Below are 513 nucleotides of genomic sequence, written 5' to 3' on the forward strand. Positions count from 1 at the left end.
CGACCACGTGCTGCTGGCCGGTCCCCCCGGACTGGGCAAGACGACCCTGGCCATGATCATTGCCGCTGAGATGGGCACCTCGCTGCGTCTGACCTCCGGTCCCGCCGTCCAGCATGCCGGGGACCTCGCCGCCATCCTCTCGGGGCTCCAGGAGGGTGACGTCCTCTTCATCGACGAGATCCACCGCCTGGCCCGGACCGCGGAGGAGATGCTCTATCTGGCGATGGAGGACTTCCGGGTGGACGTGGTGGTGGGCAAGGGACCGGGAGCAACCTCCATCCCCCTGACCCTTCCCCCCTTCACGGTGGTCGGCGCCACGACACGGTCGGGTCTGCTTCCGGCCCCCCTGCGCGACCGCTTCGGCTTCACCGCACATCTGGAGTTCTACTCCAGTGCCGAACTGGAGGAGGTGGTCCACAGGTCCGCGGGTCTGCTGGGTGCCCCCATCGATGCGGCTGCCGCCCACGAGGTGGCCTCACGGTCGCGGGGGACCCCGCGCATCGCCAACCGACT

At 69.4% G+C, this 513-nt stretch carries 1 protein-coding gene; it reads left to right on the plus strand.

The genetic code is table 11. The annotated features are described in order from the left end of the window. The coding region (gene ruvB, locus FK530_RS25550; RefSeq protein ID WP_146489546.1) for a Holliday junction branch migration DNA helicase RuvB at positions 1-513 on the plus strand (513 nt) is incomplete at both ends.

It is taken from the genome of Tsukamurella conjunctivitidis (assembly GCF_007858475.1).
Lineage (GTDB): Bacteria > Actinomycetota > Actinomycetes > Mycobacteriales > Mycobacteriaceae > Tsukamurella > Tsukamurella conjunctivitidis.